19 protein-coding genes and 1 tRNA gene are annotated in these 24331 nt (G+C 56.3%); 12 read left to right on the top strand and 8 right to left on the bottom strand.

Going from position 1 to position 24331, the window contains the following annotated elements; genetic code table 11:
- Positions 1–167: 167 nt before the first annotated feature.
- From RI101_12940 to RI101_12955, 4 genes are all read right to left on the bottom strand, one after another.
- Complete coding sequence (locus RI101_12940; GenBank protein MEC4890954.1) at positions 168–1013, bottom strand: SUMF1/EgtB/PvdO family nonheme iron enzyme; 846 nt, start codon at positions 1011–1013, stop codon at positions 168–170.
- Positions 1010–1378: a hypothetical protein gene (locus RI101_12945; GenBank protein ID MEC4890955.1), complete on the bottom strand. Its 369-nt coding sequence runs from the start codon at positions 1376–1378 to the stop codon at positions 1010–1012. Before RI101_12945 ends, RI101_12940 begins: the two co-directional genes overlap by 4 nt.
- 151 nt (positions 1379–1529) lie before the next feature.
- Positions 1530–2495, bottom strand: coding sequence for a formylglycine-generating enzyme family protein (locus RI101_12950; protein ID MEC4890956.1), 966 nt, complete (start codon positions 2493–2495; stop codon positions 1530–1532).
- A gap of 56 nt (positions 2496–2551) precedes the next feature.
- The gene (locus RI101_12955; protein MEC4890957.1) at positions 2552–2848 is read right to left on the bottom strand and encodes a hypothetical protein; all 297 of its coding nucleotides are present in this window, start codon (positions 2846–2848) and stop codon (positions 2552–2554) included.
- 69 nt (positions 2849–2917) lie between these two features.
- On the opposite strand from RI101_12955, the gene RI101_12960 reads away from it, so the two are divergent.
- Positions 2918–3910 (top strand): MerR family transcriptional regulator, encoded by a 993-nt coding sequence (locus tag RI101_12960; protein ID MEC4890958.1) that lies wholly within the window; start codon positions 2918–2920, stop codon positions 3908–3910.
- Positions 3911–4227: 317 nt separating this feature from the next.
- Here RI101_12960 and RI101_12965 read toward each other — a convergent pair whose 3' ends face one another.
- Positions 4228–8235, bottom strand: coding sequence for a helix-turn-helix transcriptional regulator (locus tag RI101_12965; protein MEC4890959.1), 4008 nt, complete (start codon positions 8233–8235; stop codon positions 4228–4230).
- A gap of 552 nt (positions 8236–8787) precedes the next feature.
- A tRNA-Leu gene (locus RI101_12970) sits at positions 8788–8873 on the bottom strand.
- Positions 8874–9234: 361 nt separating this feature from the next.
- Here RI101_12970 and RI101_12975 point away from each other — a divergent pair.
- From RI101_12975 to RI101_13000, 6 genes are all read left to right on the top strand, one after another.
- Entirely contained in the window at positions 9235–9477 is a 243-nt protein-coding gene (locus RI101_12975; GenBank protein ID MEC4890960.1) for a hypothetical protein, read from the top strand.
- Positions 9478–9846: 369 nt separating this feature from the next.
- Positions 9847–10311: a hypothetical protein gene (locus RI101_12980; protein ID MEC4890961.1), complete on the top strand. Its 465-nt coding sequence runs from the start codon at positions 9847–9849 to the stop codon at positions 10309–10311.
- Positions 10312–10817: 506 nt separating this feature from the next.
- The gene (locus RI101_12985; GenBank protein MEC4890962.1) at positions 10818–11423 is read left to right on the top strand and encodes a recombinase family protein; all 606 of its coding nucleotides are present in this window, start codon (positions 10818–10820) and stop codon (positions 11421–11423) included.
- Between the two features lie 1122 nt (positions 11424–12545).
- The gene (locus tag RI101_12990; GenBank protein MEC4890963.1) at positions 12546–14015 is read left to right on the top strand and encodes a hypothetical protein; all 1470 of its coding nucleotides are present in this window, start codon (positions 12546–12548) and stop codon (positions 14013–14015) included.
- Positions 14016–14710: 695 nt separating this feature from the next.
- On the top strand, positions 14711–15466 hold the full coding sequence (locus RI101_12995; protein MEC4890964.1) for a hypothetical protein: 756 nt from the start codon (positions 14711–14713) through the stop codon (positions 15464–15466).
- Between the two features lie 338 nt (positions 15467–15804).
- Positions 15805–16506 carry a hypothetical protein gene (locus tag RI101_13000; protein MEC4890965.1) on the top strand — a complete coding sequence of 234 codons (702 nt, stop codon included), beginning with the start codon at positions 15805–15807 and terminating at the stop codon, positions 16504–16506.
- Positions 16507–16558: 52 nt separating this feature from the next.
- Here the strand turns inward: RI101_13000 and RI101_13005 are convergent, their stop codons facing one another.
- Both RI101_13005 and RI101_13010 read right to left on the bottom strand, forming a co-directional pair.
- The gene (locus RI101_13005) at positions 16559–18103 is read right to left on the bottom strand and encodes a site-specific integrase (GenBank protein ID MEC4890966.1); all 1545 of its coding nucleotides are present in this window, start codon (positions 18101–18103) and stop codon (positions 16559–16561) included.
- Between the two features lie 452 nt (positions 18104–18555).
- Positions 18556–20010, bottom strand: coding sequence for a hypothetical protein (locus tag RI101_13010; GenBank protein MEC4890967.1), 1455 nt, complete (start codon positions 20008–20010; stop codon positions 18556–18558).
- Between the two features lie 156 nt (positions 20011–20166).
- On the opposite strand from RI101_13010, the gene rplI reads away from it, so the two are divergent.
- The 5 genes from rplI to RI101_13035 all read left to right on the top strand — a co-directional run bounded on the left by rplI (position 20167) and on the right by RI101_13035 (position 24300).
- Positions 20167–20634, top strand: a complete 468-nt coding sequence (gene rplI / locus RI101_13015) for a 50S ribosomal protein L9 (GenBank protein MEC4890968.1) — start codon at positions 20167–20169, stop codon at positions 20632–20634.
- A 29-nt stretch (positions 20635–20663) separates the two neighbouring features.
- Entirely contained in the window at positions 20664–21926 is a 1263-nt protein-coding gene (glyA, locus tag RI101_13020; GenBank protein MEC4890969.1) for a serine hydroxymethyltransferase, read from the top strand.
- A gap of 30 nt (positions 21927–21956) precedes the next feature.
- Positions 21957–22421 (top strand): transcriptional regulator NrdR, encoded by a 465-nt coding sequence (nrdR, locus tag RI101_13025; protein MEC4890970.1) that lies wholly within the window; start codon positions 21957–21959, stop codon positions 22419–22421.
- A 111-nt stretch (positions 22422–22532) separates the two neighbouring features.
- Positions 22533–23642 carry a sensor histidine kinase gene (locus tag RI101_13030; GenBank protein ID MEC4890971.1) on the top strand — a complete coding sequence of 370 codons (1110 nt, stop codon included), beginning with the start codon at positions 22533–22535 and terminating at the stop codon, positions 23640–23642.
- Positions 23629–24300 (top strand): response regulator transcription factor, encoded by a 672-nt coding sequence (locus RI101_13035; GenBank protein ID MEC4890972.1) that lies wholly within the window; start codon positions 23629–23631, stop codon positions 24298–24300. Before RI101_13030 ends, RI101_13035 begins: the two co-directional genes overlap by 14 nt.
- The last annotated feature ends 31 nt before the right edge of the window (positions 24301–24331 follow it).

Here is a 24331-nt window from a genome sequence, read left to right on the forward strand (position 1 = left end):
AATGTCCACTGATATTGCCGGTCCCATGATCGTGATCCTGCCGTCCTCCCCGTAGCTCCCACAACACCACTCCTGCTCCATGTCCTCCAAGGGGACAGGTTCCTCCAGAGGGAGGAGCCCGTCCACCTCAGCGAGAGACGCCGTGCGGAGTCGCGGCGCCGCCCTGGCTATTTTTGGCGAACCTCTTCATCAAGGCTACGAACACAGCGAAAGCCGGTGCCGTGCGTCTGAAGCGCAACCCCCCCGCGGCCCCTGGCGGAGGTCGTGATGTCGGCCAGCGGGCTATGCCACGAGCCGCCGCGGATCGATCGCACCACACCCTTCTTGTCAGGACCCTGCGGATTTCGGTCCTGCGCATGCTTGTAGTAATCCGCATCGTACCAGTCGGACACCCACTCCCTCGCATTGCCGGCCATATCTTTCACTCCGTAAGGGGAGTCTCCCTCAGGCAGAGTGCCGACGGGGTGGAGCGTCTTCTCCTCATCCCATTCACGATCAAAATTTGCGCGCCTCAACGTCGCCGGTTCATTGCCCCAGGGAAACAAACGGCCATCGGTCCCACGAGCCGCCTTCTCCCATTCGGCCTCTGTCGGAAGACGCTTTTTGGCCCAACTACAGTAGGCCTTGGCGTCATACCAGGTCGTCTGAACGACAGGGAGTTGCTCGATACCCTTCGCGGACAAGAGCGGCCCCGTGCCGTACGGATTCGGCGGATTGCGATGGCCCGTCGCGGCGACGAAGGCCATGTACCGTTCATTGGTGACTTCGACTTGATCGATCGCAAAGGCATCGAGATAAATGGATCGTTGCGGCCATTCATCGGCGCGGCCCTTTCCCTCTGGATTCCCCATTAAAAATTCTCCGGCAGGAATCGTCACCATGGGAACCGGATCAAGGTCTTTTGACCCCGGGGCCGCCGCCACGACAGTCGATGGCCCAACGGCACAGACAATGGCCATGATCCCTGCAGCCACATTCCAGCGAGCTGTGTTCCTGCTCAAGGCTCGTGTCATTTCTTCTGCTCCTTGCTCCCCTCGATGGCGTGGGTCGTATGGATTTTGACTTGGCCGACAAGACGCTCCACCTGGCGCTTGTCCCCCCGCTCGGCTGCCTCTTGGGCCTGAGGGATGAGGGTTCTGGCCTCGTGCAAATGCTCCTCGATTTCTGCCTGCAGCGCGGGCGAGGCTACGGTGCCTCCTAAGGCCGCGCGATGATACACCTCCCAGGCATGGTCCACCTCGTGCTCGGCGTCATGCACCGCTTTCGCGCTGTCCGGATGCGGGTGGCCGGCCGGATCGATGGGACCAGCTAATCCAATGCCGGTTCCCATGAGTGCGCTGAATACCATTCCAAGAATAATAGTGGTGTCCCGTGTCATGTGTACGCCTCCGTCGCAATCGCACCTTCGCCACAACCTGCTCACCATTCAATGAACGCGACGTCCTGAAACGCTCGATCATCTCAGGTCTCCTGCCAGGAAGTCAGACTTTCTGGGGGGCGGCCATGCCGCCCCCCCAACGGCCTTGCTGCTATTTCTTCTTCATGCTCTTCTTGATCAGATCACGGGTGGCCAAGTACTCCTTGTTCCCCGGATCAGCAGCCAGCGCCTTCTCGATGGAAGCCATCGCATCGGCGTTCTTCTCCGCCCCCATGGCGACGAGAGCCTGGATGAAGGCATCACGACCGGTCTGCATGGATTCGTCGGAAATCGTCTGTGCCGACTTGGCGCAACGGAATCCGAGTCCTACTCCATAGGAGTTGTTCTCCGGTTGATTCCAGAACCGATGGCTCGTGTGCAAGGATGTCTCCGGAGCCAGCCAGGAGCCGCCGCGCAACACCCTGACCGGACCCTGATTGGCAAAGTTGTAGCCCTTGTCCGGCCCCTTGGGGTTCAGCGCAAGACTCTCGTTATAGGACTTCGGGTCATACCAGTCATTGACCCACTCGAACACATTGCCGGCCATGTTATAGACGCCGAATCCACTTACCCCTTCCGGATAGGAATCAACCGGCATGGTGCGACCGACATTCTGTCCATAATTGGCCTTCTTGGGATCAAGTTTGTGGCCCCAGGGATAATGGTTATCGCCATCCGGGCCTTTGGCAGCCCGCTCCCACTCCGCTTCGGTCGGAAGGCGCTTGCCGTCCCACTTGCAGAATGCGTCAGCATCAACCCAGCTCACCCCGACCACAGGCTGGTTAGGCTTGCTCAGACGGGGATCGTCCCAGTACGCCGGTGCCGGATGGCCGGTAGCTTTCATGAATTCCTTGTACCGTGCATTCGACGCTTCGTACTTATCGATGAGGTAGGCATCGAGGACGACCTGATGCGCCGCTTCATCGGCATGTTCGCGACTCCCCATGGTGAACTCACCTTTGGGGATCAATACCATATCCTTGTCGCCGGCAGACGAATCTGCTGCTGCCGCCATGGATAGAGTTCCCGTCATTAACGCCACTCCCAATCCCACCTGAAGAACTGTTTGACTCCGCATTGGAAACCTCCTTGGTTTGGAAACACCAGGAACACCCTGGCCGATTGAGACCCTTGTTACGACCGAACCTGCCACTCCCTCGATTGATCCAATGTGCCCTGAGACCGAACCGTCCTTGACTCCAGCCGGACTCGCCGATTGCGCACAATGACGGGATCGACGACTTCCCCGCATTGCACACAGCGCTTGGCGGCAAACGCGAGTTCGCCGGTGCTATTCAGGAGGTCCATGCACAAGTCACTCACCATGAATCCGCCGCATCTGACGCACATCGACTCAGGGTGGCCTGCCAAAGAGACGGCCCGGTGCTGCAGATGATTCCCGTTCCCTTGCTGCGTCGATGCTGTTGCCATAATCACCTCCATAGGATTTATGTTCAATGTTTGTTTCATGTATGTCTAATGTATAAACCATGATGTCCAATGTGTCAAGTGTTTTTGTATAAATTATTTGACAAACATTGGACGCTGAAATATAATCAAAAAATAATAATGAATCTCCATAGAATTCATAGAGTTGCGAAACTAACAGGCCTCTCGAAGGATGTGATTCGTGTCTGGGAGAGGCGCTACGGGCTTGTCAAACCTTCGCGAAGCTCCAATCGCTATCGGGAGTACAGCGACGAAGAAGTGGCACTCCTTCGCTTCGTGAAGGATCAAATGGAACAAGGGGCAACGATCGGGGGACTGGCAGCGGAGGGACATGATGCCCTGGTCGCGCGCATGCGCATCGCCACGCCGGTTTCTCCCCAGGAGGAAAAACCGCATGAGCGGCTGCTAGATGATTTGATTGGATCCCTTGACCCGCTCGACAAGGCAGGATTCGAGCGCAAGCTCAACGGCGCGGTGGCCGTCATACCATTTGAAGAGGCGCTTCACCGAATATTACTGCCACTGCAGCGCCGCATTGGCGAGCTCTGGCATGAAGGCAGATTGAAGGTAGGCATCGAGCACTACGTGACAAAACTCGTGCAGCAAAAACTCTTCTCCGTCATGAATCAAATGCCGGTCAATGAATTAGGGCCCCGCGTCTTGATCGCCTGCGCTGAAGGGGAGCTTCATGAAATTGGCGCGCAAGCCGCCGCCTACATTGCCGCCTCTCATGGTTGCCAGGTGTATTACCTGGGCCCCAATTTGCCCACGTCAGAGCTTCTGTCATTCTGCGAGCGGATCACTCCCGATCTCGTCCTGCTCTCTCTCACCGATGCACAAACAGAAGCGGCCGCACTTCAACACCTCAAGAACCTCGAGCGGCTCGCCAGCCGCTGGTCTATTGCGGTGGGAGGACAGGGGGCGCGCGCCATCGAGCCGCTCCTGCGGAATTCCACGATAGAACTCCTCGACGACTTCAACGCACTGCACAGCCGACTGACCAGGCTTAGCTCACACCGCAAACTCGCCGATCATTCCCAATAGAGAGCGCTTCGGATCCATTCGCCTGCAGATAATCGAGGATCTGAATAAAGGAAACCCCGGGAAAGGCGGGCGACTACCGGCTTCACGGCAGTCGATCGAGAGAAGAAAAGCCCTAGCAGGCTGCGGAAATTCTCTGGTAGAGACGCTCAGCATCGATGAATGGATCAGACACGGGAGCGGTTCAGAGCAATCGCAGGATGATCAAAAAGGCCGTCCAGCAAGGCCGCAGCAAGCGAAGAGGCGAAGCGTACTGACGAATGTACGGAGAGCCTCTGAGCGCCGCGAGAACGCCGTTGGCGGACTTTGTCAGCATCCTGCTAGAGCTTCCACGAGGGAGAGCCCCATTCCTGCGCCAGATCTTCGCGCCACGCGCGATCTTCATAAGAGGTTGCGATCTTCGCCATCAGGCGCGACGTACGTGGCCATCCCTCGCGTAACCGGCGCGCGGATTCACGAAGCCGATCAGCTTGCACCTTCCATTCACTCCGCTTTTCGCGACCCGCATTGCCGTGGAAGGAGAGGCCCAGACTGAGCCCTGCCTCCATCTCCTCGCTGGCCAGTTTCTCCATGAGGTTCCGAACCGCTTCATGGGGCCAGGCCCCGTCCTCACCTGGAGGATAATGCGCCAAGACCCGTCCGATCTGATAGTCAGCCGCCTTAAGGAGGCCAAGACTGGATGCCAATTCACGAGCGCGTGACACCCACGGCGTCAACGTTTCGATTGAAACCGTCCCATCCACATTGAGTCCGGGCGCCTGCTGCCATCGTGACAGCAGATCAGCCCCGCACTGGGCACGGAGCTGCTGCGCCTGGGTCGCATCCTGAATCGCGTGCGGTTCCGGCCCATAGGTGCAGGTTAATAGTTCCACGAAGAATGCGGGGGTCTCGGCCAGCACCCGCTCGACTCGACTGAGCCGCGGATCACATCGAATAAACGGCCTTAACGTCCATTCCAACCGTGCGAGTTCCACATCAGAAATCTCGCCGGACCGAACCATCTGCTTCAACAGACTGACGACGCGATGACCCTGCCGTCCCCAATCCAACTCGCCAGGCGATGATGACGCCAAGCGAGACATAACTTCTACGGCAAGTCCTGAACGCACGCGAGAGGACTCGCCCTCTGAAGAGAGAACCAGCAGCTCGATCGCCGACTCCCATTGGCGATAGTCGAGAAACTTTTGGACGACCCGCTCAAGAAATTGCCCGTCGAGCCGCCCGTGCCCATGCGGGCCGATGTGCGACCAATACAGCCGCCTGGTGGTATCATCTTCACGGTCCACCGCATCCCAGGTCATTTTGTCCGGGAAGGGAAGGCATCGAAAATAATCCGCCCGTTGCGCAGGAGTCCACGTGTGCCAGACGCTCCCCTCGCGCAAACGGACCGCCCAGTTATAGCCCTTCATCGCCCGGCGTGTGATGAGAAAGTGCCTGCCCAGTTGCCGGCGCGCTTCATTGGAGGAACCTAAACATTGCGTCAGAATCTCTACCTCGGATGCATCCGGCACCTGACTCGCGCCCAAAGCGGCGCCAACTTTCTCCGGATAGGGCACCTGATCAGCTAACGATAAAATCGCGGGTAATCCTCCCTGCGCAAACAGCGTGTCCACACTGCTGATCTGCGCCTCTTGAAGCGCCTTGGCATAGTCCTCGCGAGATTGTTTGGAGGAACTCTCGGGCTCCGCTGAGAACAGCCACTTCCGCTTGATGACCGGATCGCGGGGCTCAAACTTCGCCTGGAGCCCGACAAGACGGTCAACCACGTTGGGGGAAAGCGCTCCAGCCGCACGATGATCCCGCCGATGCGATGACACCATCTGGCGCACGCTCTCCCACACCAGACTCTTATCGGCTTCACTGAATAGTCCAGGGTCGAGAGACAGCAACCTGCCACACAGCGATTCACCGACTGATCGAGGCACCTCCGGCAACCGGTCTATCAAGGCCTTCCAGCGGGAACCCGCCGTCCCCGTATCATCCAGCTGCCTTTGAGCGATCTCCTCTGCAGCCCGCAGGATTTCCGTAGAGATGGCCGTGGGATTCCGTTCCGCCCCCCACTCTCGCCAGCGCGGCTTGACGACCGGCTGTGTAGGATCCAGGCTGCTTGGCACACAGTGATCGAGAAGATCCCATGCCACGTTCGGCTCGCGTGTTCGTATCAGATCAAGCACGCGCAGGCGCTCGTCCAAGTTCGCAACAGTGCCGGACCCGCCGCAACGCAGGACCTTGCGCAGAAGGACGAGCGGCCCCGTTGCCAAGCCACCGCCAGGCCCCTTCCCCGCCAGCGTCGCGAGCATCAACGCGGTGCGCGCGAAGTAGTCAGGCGACCAGGCCAGCCCCTCCAGCGCATCCAAGAGTCCCGTCGAGGGAGGCGCGTGCAGTGCCGCGTTATCTCCGTCTGAGACTATCGTTCCCAGATGCGTAGGTGGGCTCGCGAGCGCGCGTTCGAGCGCCGAGAGAAAGACGTCTGGCGCGGCTTCGGCAAGACAGGGGAAGAGCGGGGAGAGCGATGTCCACAGAAACCAGTCCTCGGATTGGGACAGAAGCTTCGTGAGCATCCTCGTCGCCCAGGCTTGTCCGTTCGCACGATCATCGATCGGGCACACCTCACTCCACGAGCCCAGTATCGCGAGCGTTTCAGCCAGCCCCTTGCGGAGTGCGCCCGAATGCGTCAGGACGGGGTCACGCTCCCCCAATACCTCCAGCACCACAGACTCCAACCGTTCAAGATGCTGTTTCGATATGGAACGAGACAGGAGACACCAGCCATCCGCCAGGGACGCCCACACCCGCATATCACCGGCCAGGCGAACCGGAGGATCAGGATCACCGGCCCAGCGTTGAAGCAGGGCCGTCACTTCTCCATACGCGGTTCCTGCCAGAGCAGACAGCACCTGTTGATCGGCCGGGTTGCGGTCATTCCATTGCCCGGCGAAGAGGGCCGAGATCAAGATGCGCGCAGAGCCGGATTCCGTCCAGAACGGGGTCACGGTAGAGGCGTCAACAGCCAGGGCTCGCCGGAGTACACCCAGGCTTCGCCCCGCCAGTGCCGCGAGTTCTCCAGCACGGTGAGGAGCCACACCCGTTGCATCGAGAATCGCGCTGGCTGCCTCTCGATTGAGCCACGGAAGAATGATCGCACCGTGCGAAGGCCGTTCGCCTCCCCCAAACGGAACCGCGATCGAGTGGCCATTCGCGAGAGCGGCAGCCACAGCATGGCGATCGTGAACAAGCGGGATCAGCACGAGCGGAGTGGTCCAGCCAGCCAACTGCCTCCAGGCCACAGGATCGTCGACGATCACCGCGCGAGCCAGAATGGCTTCCCGCTCTTCAGGATTTCCCATACGCAGAACGGCAGCGGCAAAAAACGCCAGGGCTTCTTCTCTCGTGTCCGCTTGCAGCTCCAAGACCGATGGCTGAGCCAGAAGGAACTCATGCACTGGCACAACGGACTCCCAACGGCCGGCCAGGACCAGCTCCGGGCTTATCGCAGGGCAGGTTGCGCCCGACCATGTGTGCCAGAAGCTGTGGATATCCATGACGCCGCTGGGATGCCTGCCCATCAGAGTTGAAAACCAGATATGCACCGCCGGGCAGGCCTCGAGCCAGGCCGCCAGATCATCGGCATCAAGAACACGAACGTCCTTCCACAGCCCTTCCTGTCGCTTGGATAGAGCCCAGGCTTCTTTGTTCGCCCAGCGCCTCGGAGTGACAAAGACAAATGTGCTATGGGCCGGCTGCACCACGCCTGGTTCGTTCACCCTTGCCGCATAATCTGCGTCGGCCTTCTCTTCGACCTGCTCCTGAGTCCCCATCTCCCAGCCGGAAACTCCTGGAGAAACAAAGACATGGCCTTGCGATACCCGAAGGACTCCGTCCCACACAGATCCGTGTTTCCCATCTTCTGACCCGATATGGATCTCTTCAAGCCCTACAAGGGTGCAGATCGCCAGCTTCTTGATCAGTTGGGGAAGGATGGCGGGCGCATCGAGTCGGTGTGCCAAGCCCTCCACGTCTGCCGCATCCGCCAACTCTGTCCGCATCCGCCTTGAAACCTGGACAGGGACCCGAGCAGGGGAAGCTTTCGAGAAGGTGATCGTATGAGCCGCCTCGCTCACTGCCGGAAACAACGTGGCAACCGGAGCGCCGAGGGCGGCGGAAATCTTGATGGCGAGGTCATGCCGAACCGATTGTGTACCAGCTTCAATTCGCTGAATTTGCTGCTGGCTCGTTCCAATGTTCGCCGCCAGAGCCTTTTGGGAGAGTCCCAATTCTTGACGGAAAACCCGTATCCGGTTCAGTTCTTTTGGTTCCTTGAGCTTCATCGGATCCTATGCGGTTGGAGCTGTCCGCGTTCTCTGCAACCACTACTTTTTGGCCATATTGCCCCAGTGCTCTACTCAATATCGTGAACACGAATTAGTGTCCAGAAATAACACGATTTCATGTTTCTCCATATTCTCACAAACAATCAGAGCCTTATCGATCAGTAAATACGTGAAAATGACCTGAGGTGATGGATGGAAAACGAGAGTGAGTTGGCAGCCCCCCCGGACAACTCACTGACCATACAGCCATGGGAGGGCAGCCCTGGCCTTCCGGCAGAGCCGCGATGATCCGCTCCCAGAGAGCTTGAGCGGGTATCACTCCGCTAGGCGTCCCAGGAAATGGAGCCCCATGTTCTGCTGTTCATCGAGGAGTGGGCAAGAGTTGCCTACGGACGGCTCATGCGATATCGGAGAACTGATAGGCAAACGAAAGGAGACCAGAGGAGGATACGCCTGAATGAAAATGGATGAAGGTTCAGCTGCGGGAAAAGTTGGGGCAAGAGGCTGAACCGATATCGGATCAGCAAGACAACCGTTTTAGAGAAGGTGTGGTGCCGAAGGCGGGAGTTGAACCCGCATGACCTTGCGGTCGCTGGTACCTGAAACCAGTGTGTCTGCCATTCCACCACTTCGGCGTCGAGATGCGTGGGGAGCGGTGATTATCCCGAATTCCCGACCCCCGCGTCAAGCAACGGTTTTTGTTGTTATTGACGCATCCGACCGCCACCCGCCCATAGTGCCATTCACCTAACCAGAGAAGCCACGAATACCACCGAGTCACCCCACCTGATGTGCCTTCTGAATCGTTGCGGAAGTGTAGCCGATCCACAGGCAAAAGTGTAGCACTAAGCAGAATATCACTCTCTCCTTCCATAAATGGATTGTATCCACTTGCGGGTGTAATGCTTGCATTTGCTCTCCTTCCGTTGCTATAGCTGCCTCCCAGTAGCGGCAACAACAGACCTTCAATCACCCATTCACACCTTGGGAGGCTTCATGGAAATGAATCAGGACAGCAGTAACAGTAACGACAACGCTTTCCCGATGGTCAAAGCCAAGCACGCTATAACCAATGCGGTGAACACCTTGGTCCTAGCCTTGGACCTCTTACCGGAAACAGAAATGCAGACTCGAAACACCGTCCTTGAAGCTCTGGCGGTGTTGGGTGTTTCGGAAGAGGATCTTAAGGAGTGGAGTGAATTCGGAATTGTGGTCCCCCATGTAGGGAATAAACATTGATGAGGCGTATCAGAAATAGAATCGTGTGAGGATCGGGCGAGGATGTGGCGGGTTTAGGGAATTACTACTCTGTCTGTAGATGATCAAACCTCGGTGAGGCATATCGAAATGGATACTAATTGGATATCTGCCTTCACGGTCAATGGGTTCCGAATTACTACTTTGTCTGTAACCAGCTAAACCTTGACGCTCATGTATCTCATTGGGATACTTGCCGAATATCCCTGCATGGTCAATAGGTTCCGAATTAAGGCCCCATCTGTAGCCGAGAGAGAACCCTCTCACCCGTCAAAGGATGACTTGACTCAGATGATAGACTAGATCGGACCGCCCTTCGTAGGTCTGGGGAGTGTTTAACGGGGAGTTTCCATGAAGCCTATCCTCTTCCACGACATCGACGGCGTTCTCTTTGGAGAGTATGACGGTCAGTTCCAGCTCAGACCAGGCGTTTCCAGTTGGCTCCGTTGGGCTGTCCAGACCTTCGATCTCGTGTGGTTGACCTCCTGGGATCGGGAGAAACTCCACACACTCCTCAGAGGCCTCTACCTCGATGATGTTATCCAGCAATCCACATACGGGGACTGGATGAACTACCAACACAAGGAAGCCTGGTTAGAACGTGCACACAAGCGACTGAACGGACGGGCCTGGTATTGGGTCGATGATATTCACACCGATATCTCGACGCTTCCGGCTGAGTCGTGTGTATTGGTGAACCCGAAAGGGCGGGATGAACTGGAGCGGCTTAAGACCTTCTTGAGTGGGAGGTTATCTGCAAGTGGAACGGATATGGCTCAGGAATCCATCCACCACGCACATAGCTCGCGTTTCTAAGGCGATCCCCTATCGACCCATGCCTTCCTATGGATCGGGGAGAGATCGTGGCTCCAAAGGCCTCCTAGGAGGGGAGTTTTGAAAATGGAGTAAAAATTTGTGAGGGGATATCGCTGATCGTCGCGCCTGAATTTCCCCCATGACCGGGTGGCCGGTCTCGGACAGCTACCCCTTGTCTTGAAACAACCTGCACGGTCCTCTCCTCACCCGCGATTCCCATAGCTCTCACTTCCGATCCTCGGTAAAGTTGTTCTCCGGTTTGGTGTTGGTCTTATCCATCCCACCCAAATGAGAATTCAAATTCAAACCACCGACCAAAGCGAAACCTGGTCAAGCCTTGCGGATGTGGAAGCTTCCTTTGAGGCTGTCCTAATAACCCCACCACATCCTGACCCACAAACCCTTGCATCCATGCAGGGTGGAGCGTGTCAAAACGCATGTCCTATATACAGTTGATTTCAGGACGCAGGCATGGTACAGTCCCCGGCACACAGGGAGGACACACCATGGAGCTTCAGCGACTTCAGAAGACCAGGCGGGTAGCGCTGTATGCGCGAGTGAGTACGGACGGACAAAGCGTCGAGAATCAGTTGAAGGAACTGGAAGCGGTAGCCATCAAAGAAGGCTGGGAAGTGGTAGAGCGGTTTGTTGATAAGGGAATCAGCGGTGCGAAAGGGCGAGAGGGACGGCCTGCCTTTGACAGGCTTTGCAAAGGGATCGTGCGCCGTGAATTCGACATGGTGGCCGCTTGGTCTGTGGATCGGCTAGGCCGTAGCCTTCAAGACCTTGTTACCTTCCTCAACGATCTCCACAGCAAGCACGCCAACCTCTATCTCCACAAGCAAGGGATCGATACCACGACCCCAGGCGGGAAGCTGTTGTTTCAAATGCTGGGGGTCTTCGCTGAGTTTGAGCGAAGCATGATCGTGGAGCGTGTCAGGGCCGGTCTGAAGCGGGCGAAGGCAGAGGGCAAGGTGCTAGGCCGTCCCCGTGTTAGTGCGGCTGTAGAAGCCAAGGTGCGCGTTTTGAGAGCCAAAGGCGAGGGCATGCGGAAGATAGCCAAGACGTTGGGGATCGGGAACTGTACCGTTCAGCGAATCGTTAACGCTTAGTTAGCAGCCAGAACAAGACAAAGCCTCCTACGGCCTAAGAAGGCCACTGAAGGTTGTCGGCCACAGCCTCACAGCGTATCGAATGGATGCCCCACGGCCTTCCCAGAATCGTGGGTGGGCTCAGTCTATCTCTCTCCAGTTTCATTCTATCTCTGTGTGATGCCCCTCGTATTATGTTTCGCTAACGGACCACGTTTCACCCCGTTCATCAGTTTGTCTCCTAACCCTTTTACACACTCAATTTCCTCGAAAGGAGTTCTTGTCCTCTATGTCCTCTTCCCTCAATCCTTGGGCCTCGCTGGAGGCTCGTTCTTCATCGGGTAACGGCAGCGGTAACAACAGCGACAACAACCCAACTACCAATCCAGCGCTCAATGGGCGATGCGTACTTCAGGCAAAAAACACCACCGAAGTTCGACGCCTTAGGACTGACCATGAATCCGAACAGGCATTGGCCTTCCTAAAGAAGGCGTTAGCAGGGGATACACCACACGATAAACCATCCATCTCGTTGGTGGTGAGGCGGTCTCTAAAACTCTATCGAGACTATGTGGCTGGGTTTGTCGATTACCCAGCACAACTTGACCATGAGAGAAAGATAGTTCGGATGAACAGCTTGCTCCCAAGACGAAGAAGGAGCAGGCCTGACGTAAGCTAATTTCCTCGACCCATCCCCTCAGCGATCTATGTTTATACCGGCCACCTAGCTAGCCTTTTTCACAGCGATCTCATTCTGACCCATACCTTCCTATGGGTTGAGGCGAGATCGTGTCCAAAACGCGAGCTAGCTCAGTACGTATTCAATTACTCAAGAAAGGATTCGCACACGATGTCATTGAAGGTTGAACAGCATCACCACCGCCACCACCGCACAGAGATCCAAATAGACGAAGCCACCACCGACCCAAGCAACAAGGGGAAACTCCTCACGCCTCTGAGAGCGATTCGGGTGAAGTGTTTGGATTGTTCTGGTGGGTCATCACATGAAGTTCAGGCCTGTACCGTTGTTGCCTGTGCTCTCTATCCGTATCGGTTTGGGAAACGACCGGCAACGGTGGCCAAGCACCAGACAACAAAGAGGAAGAATCTCCTCCATCTCAAAAAAGGACACCCAAACACACCATGACGATGATTCAACAGCAATACGCCAAAAAGTCGAAGCAGATCCAAGCCGCCAAGCGTGAAGGCCGATGGGGTCAGGTGAAGAAACTCAAACAAGAACGGGAGGCATTGAAGTCAGCACTTCGAGGGGGAGTACCGCATATCAACGGCTCAAGGCCTTCTGAGACCGTTGAGACCTCACAGGAAGATGATTCTCGTACCCTTCCTTTCAACTTCTATTACATCCCAGGCTCTCAGCAAGCTGCCGTTCTGGTAGATCAGATCTTCTCTCGATGGACACAACATCACCAATTCAAGCGATCCATTCCAGACGACCGCTTGCAGGCATACCGACAGATCATCGAGACGGTGATAAGCAACCTCCTGTATGTCTACTCCATCGGACAGGAAGCCGTCCTTATCACCAGAGAGAAGAAACGGTTGTCGGCTCGTAGTCGGTATCGGCCCACCTGTTTCAATGAGAAGCTTTTGACCGTCCTCGATGACCTGCATGCGATGGGCGTGATTGAGCAACGTCTAGGCGAACGCTGGGGGAGGGACTATGCCAAGGTGTTTGGGTTCAGCACCGCCCATCGGCCTCGCCGAAAGAATCAAACGGAACTCCATACGACTCCACACCTGGAGGCCCTACGAAGCCAGTACCGAGTTACACGGCCAGCCGATGTGTGTGTCCTCACCGATCAACAGGAAGTCATCATTCTCAAGGAAGATGAACGCTCCGGCTTGGTGGAATATCAGGACACAGACCAGACGGTGACGTATCGAACTCACATGCAACACATCAACCGTATGCTTGAAGAGGCGGGGAATCTCCTTGCGCCTGAGTGTCAGAACATCCCTCGATTCGATCAGCGTCAGCGGTTCTTGGTGAGGAAGTTCACCCATAGCAGCTTAGAATCAGGAGGACGGTTGTGGGGTGGGTTCTGGATGAACGTGAAGAAGAAGGAACGACCCTATGTGTTACGGATCAATCAGGAAAGAACCGTGGAGCTGGACTACCGTTCCATCATCGTTCACTTGGCCTACATCGTGGCTGAAGCGCCTCAGCCGACTATGGATGACCTCTATAACATTCCAGGTCTGTCCATCGAATCACGGCCAGGAATCAAGAAGCTCATGGGTGCTTTGTTGTTTGATCAAAGCCCTACACGCTCACGATTTCCGCAAGGCGTTGGAGAGTTGTTCAGTAAGGAAGATCGGTCCAAAGGATTTGCCTCAGTGGTGGGTCTCATTCGCCAGGCTCACCCCAACATCGCCCACCTGTTTGGAACTGGAATCGGTCACTACCTCCAGTATTTGGAATCATGCGTACTGGTCAAGGTACTACTCTCCTGCCAAAGAGCGGGTATCGTGGCTCTTCCCATTCATGATGCTGTGATTGTGGCGTCATCTCATAGGGACACAGTGAGAGAATTCATGAGGCTGGCTTCTCTTGAGGTTGTTGGTCGGTCTATTCCTGTAGGGTTATGAGAGGCTATGTATGGGAAGGGATAGGGTCACAGAGCGATGGTCATAAACTCTATAACCCACCTTCCCCTATGTAGGGGTCTTAAGGAATGAATGAAATCCACGGCTTTTAACTCTCTGGAGCCAACAGGCGAACATCAATAAAGCAGAGCATGGCGATAGTAGGAACCGAATAGGCCGCTCCAATTGAAAATCTTTCCCAACTATGCGAAAAAGAAGACGGCCTCCCAGAGTGGTAGCTCCAAGAGGCCGCTTCTCCATCCTAGGTTCTACTTCTGAGATTTGCGACGCGGTCTGAGGGGGAAACCCTTCAGGCCGTAGTCCTCAGCGTAGATCACCTTGCCGGTTCTTGTCGTGATGTACTTCACGAAAGCGATTGGTCCCGGCTGTGGCTTCTTGTGAGTCATACAGCATCCTCCCTTCCCGGAGCGTCTCACAACCGCCCCGCGCCTAAGGGCAGTCTGATATCCGAGACGGAAGATTCAGGACAAATCAATCAGCCACAGTTCGTGATTACCATGTCTCCAGGGGGGACGCAAGCCCATGTTTTACTGATTCACTAGGCTGGCAGCGGGATTTGTTGACCTGTAGAAATCGCTATGGTAGAAGAGTCGCCCGTGAAGTTTCCCCCTCCTTATTCAACCATTCGAGTCTATTTCCGCCCTAAGATAAAGACCTATGGTAAGGAGATACTGACAATGAAGTCCCCAAGTCCCGCCGTACTTTTTCTTCTGTCAGCGTTCATACTATTTTCTTCTGGCTGTGTTGCCCGTAATGCAGCCGATGACATGCAGAAGCGCATGCAGGAACGCGCACGGCTTAGGGCATTAGAGCCAACCTACCTCGCGAATTACGATGTCTTATTATCTGAAGTGCAGCGGCCCCAGGACGCACAAGCTCGATTCGGAGAACTCAAGATATCTCAAGTTGACACGGGTAAGGGGAGAATCTTTCAGGCAGAGGATCAATTATTGCGGATTGTCTGGACTGGGCCAGATGCTCAGCTTGGATTTGAATTGCTCAATAAGGTGGATGGTCCTTTCAAAATTCTATGGGATGAAACCGCTTACGTCGATATCGGCGGGCAAACGCATAGGGTAATTCATAGTGGAGTCAAACTGGTTGATAGAAACTCTCCCCAACCGCCCTCGGTTATCCCTAGCAAAGGCAGACTGAGCGACATGGCATATTCTAGCGATAATGTCACCTTCTCCCAGTACGGTGGCTGGTCCCAAATGCCGATGTTTCCTTGTACGAGAGAGGGCTACGTCTGCAATGATCTGAACCGAAAACTTGTCACGGCACATACCGGCTTGGACTACCGCGTTCTGCTTCCAATTCAAGTTGGAAAAGACACGTTCCCTTACACTTTTGTCTTTCGAGTTGTTAAGGGGGAGGTTCTGACAATCCCCCCGAAAGGAGAACCTCAGACGAAACCAGAAGCCGCACACTAAGCTAAGGACTATTCCCTGCCCGCTGAAATCCTGCGGCTTCCGCCTCCGTTGAGCTATTAAACGCTACTCTATTCCCTGGCCCAATCTTCTCTGTAGTTCAGACCATCAGGACATGGCAGATATGGTATTGCCCGCTCTGCCCCCCCGTTACCAATCATCGGATAGAGGGGGATATGAAGGAGAAGGTACGTGGCAGGGCGCTCTTAGCAGTCCCCTAGAGGTTCTACCCTCGGCCCTTGCGCCTCCTTCGGTTCCCTCCTACAATGCGGGCCACATACTGACCTCCCTCTTGAGGTCCATACCATCATGGTAGAGACCGATGATCGGCTAACTCGACTATGGCTCAGAGTAAAGACTTGTCGTTCTTGGAAAAGTTGGATGCAGACATTGCACAATCCCAAGCGAACCAAGCACCCGTCACGGCTCAAGTACACCAGACACCTACGCCACCTACTGAAGCTGGATTCACAGCTATCATCTTCGTACTTGTCATGGCGGGGTTTATTGGGATGGTTGTCTTCAAAGTAAGGCGATCCCAGAAGGCAGGTCCCAAAACATCCGTAAACCCGAGAGCTGAACGCGCTGCACAAATAGCCCAGCTAGAAAGCGCGATGAGTAAGGCCTCTAAAATCGTGTCCGCATACGGAGCTGTTCTTGAACAAGAAGGCGAACCTGGGATTATGTTCTATCCGCTCTCCGATCTCCCTTACACAAAGACTGAAATCAGAGCGGCTATAGAACTGCTCCTGGTCATGGAAAAAGACGAAGCCATGCGAGCCTCCCTAGAGGTCTGCGATATAAGCCTGAATCAATTTATTCCGGATGAGGAGTATCGTGTTGTTCGTCAGCAGCGGAAAGGCCTATCTCAGGCACTACAGGGACTACGAGATGGTGAGAGGGATGCCCGAAAAGTTGCTGAAGCCGTTCTTGCTGGTGGGACTGTCGAAGGGGAAGCTCAGCTTCGGCACATTGAGGAGCGCGTTCGGCAAGAAGATCAACGAACATTGATGCGGCATAAAGAGTTGAGACAAAAAGGCTGAGTCATACAAAACAACTTCCACCCACTGCCCTAACAGCCGGACTTAAAACCTTTTAGGCCTTGAACTTCGGGAGACCTTTGAGGAGCGGACGGAAGTCTAGTTTTTCCAAAGCCGCTTGGAGTGTCGGAAGGTGCGGACGGAGGTAGGTTTGCTCATGGACATCCTCTCCGCTATGTCCGATCAGTTTTCGGCGGGTTTCACCATCTACTCCAGCCGCATGAAGTTTGGTCGTCAGGGTTGAGCGGAATGAGTGCAGGGCCTTCTTCCCTGTTACGTTTTGCTGTTTGAGAAGACGAGCCCACCACTTACCAACGGCATCGCCTTGTGTTGTCCACCGTCGCCGCCCTCCAGTCCCAGACTTCCCCGCTTGGGGAGGTCTTGCCGGTTGTGGCGTGGGGAAGAGTAACTCCCCCTTTGACCTTCGGCGCAGTTCCACATATTCCAAGAATCCGAGTTCCTGAAGGTGAGAATGAATAGGGACAACCCGCCGACTGACTTTAGTTTTGAGTCGTCGGCCCCTCGCTTCGTCTGGAGTGATGTCGAAATAGTGAACGCCTACCTCAGTCTTCACATCGGTAACGGCTAGACCGGCGATTTCTTCTCGACGTGCGCCCGTGTAAAGGAGGATCAGCGGCAACCAGTATCGGGCATACTCCCCACGCCCCTGTCGTCGGAGCTGGTCTTTGTACTCCTCACAAGTGAACAGTCGCCGGATCTCCTCATCGGCGAACGGTTCATAAGACGATGACACCACACCCTGATAGGCCACTCCATCTACCGGATTCCGTGTGAGGTACAGACGGGGGGGAGCAATCGCCCAAGTGAAGAATCCCTGAACGAACGAAAGCTGTTTGTTCACTGTCGAGAGGGAAAGTCGTTGAATATCGTTCTTCCCATCGGTCTCCTTGAGAACTTCAGCCGCTGTCTTACCTGAATACCGCTTCGTCATGTGGGCGGGGAGTTTGGTCAACGCATCCCGATAACCGAGACACTCTTGCGGAGTCACTGAACGAAGATCCTTATCCCCAATGACTTCTATGAATGTCCGTAGCGCCACCCTTTTGGCTTCCCGTGTCCCTGGCGCTTGCCGTTCATGCTCCTTGAGATAGTCCACACTAACGACCGACAGCAACAGAGGCGGACCAGGAGGTAGGGGTTCCTTCCCATGTTCTGGGACGGCAGCAGCAACGGTCAACCGACCGGGGACAGCCACTCCCTCATAGTTTCCCCGCACCCGTTTTTGAATCTCCCTAGCAATAGTCTGTTGGGCCTTCACCAGCTCACGGGATACCAGCCGGTAGAGCTGGGTTCCCTTCTCCAGCCGTAACCCGTAACGCTGGAAGAAGTCCTCCATCGCCCCGTCAAACCCCTCCAGCCTGTTGGATTTCAGAGCGCCAACGGTTTTTCGCTCATCCCACTCAGCGAGGCGAGCCTCTATCGCTTGCCAGGTGCCGTGTTCTTCGGGACGGTCCCCCTCATATACAACCTCCACTCGGTCACAAGCCGGATGCTCCCCGCCATACCATGATTGCTCCCACTCATCTAGGCGAGTGGAAATGTACTGCTGGAGAAGGTGACGGATCTGTTCAGGCGACATGCTTTCCCGATGGTGGCGTATCTGGAGAAGGAGAGACGCTAGCTTCCCCTCCCATACCGCAGCCCTTAAAGATGCCTCAGAGTACGCTGTAACGCCAAGGCTTTTCTGAACCTCTCGACGTTGGAGGATGGGTTGAAGGTCCCTAGGAACAATGAAGCGAGCGTACCAGCAGATAGCCTTCCCGTAACGGGATCGGCGAAAAAGTGTAGCCACCAACACCCCCAACAGTGTAGCCAGAAGGCTTCTGGGGCGTGGTCATTCGTTGGAATCTCTGCCTAGGAGCGGGGATTTAGTGGGACTGGAAGCAGTTGGCGGGAGTTGAACCCGCATGACCTTGCGGTCGCTGGTACCTGAAACCAGTGTGTCTGCCATTCCACCACTTCGGCATTCGGGTCGGAAGAGGGATTATCCTGAATTGTCGCTACCGGCGTCAAGTAATTGAAGAGGATTTTCTACGAGGCCGGCTGAGCCTCCGGCATGGTCCAGCATCCTGCCGGCCCGACATCGCGAAGATCGCCGCTCAACACGATGCGTTCCCGGACCAGTCCTGAGGCGGCAAACAGCAAGGCGGTCTCGATCCAGGGCGCGTCTTCCGCGATCAGCACATCGAATCGCACGCGGCTGAACAGCGGATCGCTTGCCACACGAGCTGGTGTCGCCACCACCAGCCGGCGGTTCTGAATGAAGGCCTGCCGGTTCGTATCTTCCTCGGCCGCCAGCAATTCGCGAATCTTCTTGGTGCCGCCGAGTTTCTTGATGTCCTCTTTGAGCTCCTCGAATTCCGGGCGCAGATCTTTCGGTACCGCGGCCTCCGGCACCAGTTCCTCTATGCGGACCTTGGCAATATCGAGTTCTTTGGTCAATTCACCGATCTGTTTTTCGTACAACACACGGTACTGCTGCAGCGATTCCACGTTTTTCCCCACGGTCTGCATGCCCAGCCGCCTCCAGAGGGGGAGATTGTCGTATTCCGTGAGAATCGCGGTCACGTCCTTCACTTTGGCCTGCAGCTCGCTCAGTTGGGTCAGGAGGCGCCATTCCAGCAAGCGCACTTCATCGAGGTCCTTTTGTTTTTGCCCTTTATAGGCCAGCAATGGGGTCAGCTCACGAAACCGGTCATACTTCCGCCGCAGCGAGGCTTTTTCCGCCCTCGACTTCGCATAGAACTGATGCATTTGGGCCTCGAACCCCAGCTCTTGAATCGAGAGGCCGGCCATCTGGGACACGGTGGTCATTTCATACCGGCTGATCCAGGTCTTATAGGTCAAACCGCTGGCTTTCATGGCGCGCGCGACGGTCCCGGCCAGCTCATCGCAGGCATGATGGTCGGGACTGATGAGCAGAACGCGTTTATTGGCCCGGATGAGCTCCAGCACCAGACTGGCCAGCTTCTGGCGGCGCAGCACACGATCCTCCTGCCAGATGGTGCCAAGGATCGCGGATGATCCCTGATGCAGCTGCTCAGGATCCCCCGCCGAGAGCAGCAGCGGAACCAGCCGTTCGGCCGGACCAAGATTATAGGCATCGGCCTTGGTCATCATCTCCACCAGCCGCTTTGCGACGGTCTGCAGATGTCCGGCCCGGTCGGGAATTAAGGTGGCTGACGGCACCGACGAACCGATGGCATCGACGGCCTGCACCCTTGCAACACCCTCGCGGCAACTGATCACAACGCCCTCGGTCGCCTCCAATTCCTCCTCGGGAATGATCGAAACGGGAAGGTCGATGGCCAGGGAACAGCCGGCAGGGAGCGTAAATTCATACAGATGCAGCCCCCCGATCGTCTGGATCAATCGCCCCTGGGTGACCGTCACGGGCAGGTCGAAGCCTGCCTGCGTCAGCTGTTGGCCTTCGGCCTCCAGCCGAACCGCGCAGGTTTCAAGACATGCTCTCGCTGTCAGCGCCATCGAACTCCTCAATTCGCCACTCGGAATGGACCATGATAAAGGGGGATGAGAGCCCCTGTCCAGCCGGAGGAGGTCCTAGGAGAAGGACTTTGAGAATTGACTTTTGGCCGCCACCCCAGTATCTTCTTTCTCTTTCCAACAGAAGGAGTTAGGGGTATGAAAGTCATTCTTCAAGAGACGCTCGAAGGGGTCGGACACCTGGGCGATCTGATCGATGTGTCCACCGGGTTTGCCAGGAATTTCCTCCTCCCGCGCCGCAAGGCCGTTGAGGCGAATAGCCGCAGCATCAAGGCCTTTGAACACGTCAAGCGCGTGGCCGCCGAAAAAGCGAAGAAGGAAAAGCTCGAAATCGAAGCGCATGCGAAGAGCCTGTCGGCTGTGACGGTCACGATCGAGGCGCAGGTCGGCAAAGACGACAAGATGTTCGGGTCCGTGACGAACAAGGACATCGTGGACGGCTTGGCCGCTCAAGGCTTCACGGTGGATCGCCGCAAAGTGCAACTCGCCCAGCCCATCAAGGAACTGGGCACGGTCACCGTGCCGGTCAAGATGCCGCGCGACGTCACCGCGACGATCACGGTGCGTGTGGTGAAGAAGCAGGAACCGGAAGCTCCTTCCGCTTAAAAGAAAGTATAGAGAGGCTTGGAGGATCGATGCGGGACGCGATAGGGTCGTTGGAAGCGCTCAAGGCAACAGATCTGGATGTCTATGCTGCCATTGAGGCAGAAGAAACACGCCAGCACGACAAGTTATTGCTGATCGCATCGGAAAACTTCGCCAGCCCCGCGGTCTTGGCGGCTCAGGGCAGCCTCATGACCAACAAATATGCGGAGGGCTATCCCGGCAAGCGCTACTACGGCGGATGCCAGCACGTCGATACCGTCGAAGACCTCGCGATCCAACGGGCCAAGCAACTCTTCGGCGCGGACCACGTCAACGTGCAGCCCCATTCCGGTTCGTCCGCCAACATGGCGGCGTACCTCTCCGTCCTCAAGCCGGGGGACACCATTCTTGGGATGGACCTCGCCCAAGGCGGCCACCTGACGCATGGCAGCAAAGTCAGTTTCTCCGGCATGATCTTCAAGGCCTTCTCCTATGGAGTGGACCGCCAGACCGAAACCATCGACTACGATGCCGTGCAGAAGATCGCGGAGGAATGCCGACCCCGCATGCTCGTCGTCGGCGCCAGCGCCTACGCGCGCGTGCTCGACTTTCCGCGCTTTCAGCAGATCGCCAAGTCCGTCGGCGCCTATCTCATGGTGGACATCGCCCATATCGCCGGACTGATCGCGGCGGGACTCCATCCCAGCCCGGTTCCCTATGCCGATTTCGTCACCACGACCACGCATAAGACGCTTCGCGGCCCCCGCGCCGGCATCGTCATGTGCAAGGCGGAGCATGCCAAAGCCGTCGATAAGATCATCTTCCCGGGCCTTCAGGGTGGGCCCTTGATGCACGTGATTGCGGCCAAAGCCGTGGCGCTCAAGGAAGCCTTGTCGCCCTCGTTTAAGAAATACCAGCAGCAGGTCATTGCCAATGCCCGCGTCCTTGCGCAAGGCTTGCTGGACCGCGGCTATAAGATTGTCTCCGGGGGCACCGACACCCATCTCTTCCTGGTGAACCTCAGCAACAAAGGCATCACCGGGAAAGAGGCCGATGCGGCGCTGGATGCAGCGGGCATCATCGTCAATAAGAACGCCGTTCCCTATGATGAAAAGCCGCCGGCCGTGGCCAGCGGCATCCGGATTGGATCGCCGATCGTTTCGACCCGCGGGATGCGCGAGGCCGAGATGAAGGAGATCGTGGAGCTGGTCGATCGCGTGTTGCAAAACCGGCAAAATCCGGCCGTCCTGGAAGAGGTCCGTGCGCAAGCCAAGGCACTCTGTGGCCGCTTCCCAATCTTCCACTCCTACTAGCCCATCGTTGTTAGGGCAGGGTCACCACCTGTGAAATGTCCGTTCTGTGACGAACTCGAAGATAAGGTGGTGGACTCGCGCATGGCGAAAGAGGGCGAGGTCATTCGCCGCCGCCGCGAGTGCCTCGGTTGCAAGCGGCGCTATACCACGTATGAACGCGTGGAAGAAATTCTTCCCGTGGTCGTGAAAAAAGATGGACGGCGCGAGTCGTTCGACCGCACGAAAATTCTCTCCGGCCTCAAGAAAGCCTGCGAGAAGCGGCCGATCAGCACCGCCACTATCGAGACCGTCACGGATCGGATCGAGAAGCGCATTCAAGAGATGGGCGAGAGCGAAATCGAGAGCCGGATCGTGGGCGAAGAAGTGATGAAAGAACTTCATCAGCTGGACCAGGTCGCCTATGTTCGTTTTGCCTCTGTGTACAGGGAATTCAAGGACATCGACCAATTCATGGATGAGCTGAAATCTCTGGCCCAGCAACGCCGGGAGCGGTAGCTCGGCAGGCTCCTCGTTGCCCGGCTCTTGCCGGCGCGTTCGCCCTCTCCTCCCGGTCCAGCAGCGCCTTCGTCGGATACATACGGTCATCTGAACACAGGTCAGGCATTCATGGCAGCCACCAAATTGCGTTCCCCCCGAGTCCGGAACAAATCGTCCAAAGTCGGCGCGACGACCGTGGCCATCATCGGGGCCGGGCGTGGCGGCGCCGCCCTGATGGAAATCTTCGCCAGCGACCCCCTCGTGCAAATCGTCGGCGTCGCGGAGGTCAATCTCAAAGCTCCCGGCATCGCTCTCGCCAAGCGCCTGCGCATTCCCGTCACGCGCGACTACCGGAAACTGCTGGCCATGGAGCAAGTCGATCTGGTCATCGACGTCTCGGGAGATGCCGATGTCTGGCAATTCTTGCAGGACTTCCATCGCATGGGCGTCACGATCATCGGCGGCGCCAGCGCCAAATTTATGTGGGAGCTGATCGAGGCGCGCATCCGGGCCACGGCGGAGATTGAAAAGACCCTCAACAAATACCAATCTCTTTACCGGCTCTACGTCAAGGAAACCGGAGCCGCGGTGACCGAGGAACGCACCAGAATCGCCTGTGAAATTCACGATGGACTGGTGCAGAGTCTTGCGGGTGTGAATTTCAAACTCGATCTCTGCCAGCAGCTCGTTCGGAAAGACCCGGCCGCCAGCCTGGCCACCATCAAGGAAAGCAAGGCGCAGCTGAAACTGGCCATTCAAGAAGCCCGGCAAGTCATCTTTAATTTGCGGCCGCTGCACTACGATAAGATGGAGCTGATTCCTGCTCTCACGAATTATCTCAAATCCTACGAAACACAGTCGCACATTCAATCGCAATTTTCGGTCACGGGGGATGAGGCGATCCTGTTTCCCCGCACCAAGATTTTCCTGTTTCGCATCATCCAGGAGGCCCTCAGCAACGTTCAAAAGCATGCCAAGGCCGACCGCGTTTCCATTAAACTGGAGATCGATCTCGAAATGTTGCGGGTCACGATTTCCGACAATGGGATCGGCTTCGACATGGACACCGTGCTTCGAGACCCCGACAAGTGGGACCACTTCGGCATTCGCGGAATCATTGAGCGCGCGCGGCTCGTCGGAGGAGAGGGGCATATCGAATCGAAAAAAGGACGGGGCACCACCATCATCGTTGAAGTACCCCTCGTGAATAAGGAGACGATCGACCATGGAAAAGATTAAGGTCTTAATCGCCGACGATCATCGGGTCGTGCGCGAAGGATTGGCGGCTATTCTCAAAACGAAAGAAGATCTTCAGATCGTCGGAGAGGCGCAAGACGGGATCGAAGCCGTCGAAAAAGCGCGCACCTTGGAGCCCGACGTGATCCTGATGGACGTGAGCATGCCGCGCATGGGGGGCGTCGAGGCCACAAGGCAAATCAAGCGCGAGTTCCCGCACATCGGCATCGTCGCCCTGACGATGTACGAAGAGCAGCAATACATTTTCGACCTCGTCCGCGCCGGAGCCACCGGCTATCTCTTGAAAGACTCGGAATCGTCACAGATTGTCGCGGCCATTCGGGCCATTTACCGCGGGGAGTCGCTGATCCATCCATCCGTAGCCAGCAAGATCTTGGCCGAGTTTTCGCTGATGGCTCAGAAAAAGGGCAAGAAGCCAGGGTGGGTTGAGCACGATTTGACTGAACGGGAAATTACCGTGCTCCGGCTGGTTGCCGATGGCAAAACCAACAAAGAAATCGCCAATAACCTCGACCTGAGCGAAAAGACCGTCAAAAATCATGTGCGGAACATCTTCCATAAGCTCCAAGTGTATGACCGGACACAAGCAGCCATCTTGGCGATTCGCAAAGGCTTGATTGAATTAGATCCTCGTCCCTAACTGCGTCTTTTCTCTCGACGTCCGCAATCTG

Source organism: Nitrospira sp., assembly GCA_035968315.1.
In the GTDB taxonomy this organism is placed as follows: Bacteria; Nitrospirota; Nitrospiria; order Nitrospirales; family Nitrospiraceae; genus Nitrospira_D.